This window comes from Paenarthrobacter sp. CM16 (assembly GCF_013179505.1).
Classification (GTDB): Bacteria; Actinomycetota; Actinomycetes; order Actinomycetales; family Micrococcaceae; genus Arthrobacter.
The window spans coordinates 1-1,419 of the sequence record NZ_JABMCX010000532.1; the positions used below are offsets into that span (position 1 = coordinate 1).

The window sequence follows — 1,419 nt, forward strand, 5'->3', positions numbered from 1 at the left end:
TCAGCGTGCTCGGGACGTCATGCTCACCAAACGCCGCGCGCACCACCTCCCAGGAGGCCACCAGATCGGACTGCTCGGAAGAGGCGACGAGGACGCGGGTGGAGATGACGTCCCCGATTCCTGCCCCTGCGGCTTCCAAAGCCAGGCACATGTTCTCCACCGCCTTCCTGGCTTGGGCTTGATAGTCGCCAATACCTGCAGTGGTCCCATCCTCATTAAGCGGGCAGGACCCCGCCAGGAAGATCAGCCTGGCACCTGCGGGGGCCGTCGCGGCATAGGCATACTCTGCAGCAGAGCTGAGCAGGTTGGAACGAATGAGGGTCACTGCACTGGGCATCGGCATCCTTTGTTTGTAGCGTCAGTACATCCCATCACGGGGCCTCGCCCTGTCATGTTTCAGGGCAACGGCGTAGTGTCGGTAGTAGGAGATTTCGGGTGAAGCACAAGGTCCGGAGTTGAATATCCGGGCCGTGCGCGAACACGAGCGCACTGCCGCCAGCCGGACTCACACGCCCGGCGTACCCGGGAATGAGGCCTTAATGGCCCTGAACGATGCAGTACCAACAGCTGAGCAGCTGCAGGATCTGCTGTTGGAGAGCCCCGGCTTCACTGAATTCCTCCTCGGCCTCACCACGATTTCGGCGTCGCTGTTGGGCGGAGAAGCGCCGATGCTCTGCGCCATCACGGTGGAGCGCGATGGCGGCCCCTCCACAGTGGCCAGCAGCAGTGACGCTGCCCGGCGCCTCGATGAAAAGCAATACGAGTTCGACGACGGCCCTTGCCTCACGGCGCTCCGGCAGCAACGCACAGTCCTCATCTCTGACCTTCAGACCGATCACCAGTGGCAGCACTACGCCGCCGCTATCGCCGACGAGGGCATCCGGAGCGTGCTGGCCGTCCCCATCGCCACTGACAACGGCTCAAGGGCTGCCCTGAACTGCTATTCCACGGAACTGGGGACGTTCACCCCGGACACTGTGGAGTCGGTGGAGCGGCACGCGGACTCCCTTTCGCGGATTCTGCGGCTGGCACTGCGGCTGCACGCGGAGGAACCGTACCCCGAGCATCTGCGTTCAGCCTTGAAGTCACGGGCGATTGTGGACGCAGCTATTTCGCTGATCATGGTGCAAAACCATTGCAACCGCGAATCGGCGCTGCGACTCATCCAGTTGGCGTCGCGCAACAGCAATAAACGGCTGCATGAAATAGCCGGCGACATCCTGGATAGGGCCGGACACGGAGATCAGGGGGGCAGGTAGTGTCGATGAATGCCCAGCCTGCTTGGATGTCGGAATTTGATCAACGCCTGCGGGCCTCCTGCAGATTCCGCGTCGGAGATGTCAGCCTCAACACATTGTGGATCTACTATTTCGGGATTGGAGGAAATGCCGACGAATTGGTTTTAGATGCATACCTTAA

2 protein-coding genes are annotated in these 1,419 nt (G+C 61.3%); one reads left to right on the top strand and one right to left on the bottom strand.

Features of this window, described 5'->3' with window-relative positions:
- Nucleotides 1-337: RidA family protein (locus HP499_RS24230; protein WP_172326568.1), on the bottom strand; the 337-nt coding region annotated here is incomplete at its 3' end.
- Nucleotides 338-539: 202 nt separating this feature from the next.
- Here HP499_RS24230 and HP499_RS24235 point away from each other — a divergent pair.
- On the top strand, nucleotides 540-1,259 hold the full coding sequence (locus HP499_RS24235) for a GAF and ANTAR domain-containing protein (RefSeq protein ID WP_172326569.1): 720 nt from the start codon (nucleotides 540-542) through the stop codon (nucleotides 1,257-1,259).
- Nucleotides 1,260-1,419: the final 160 nt, after the last annotated feature.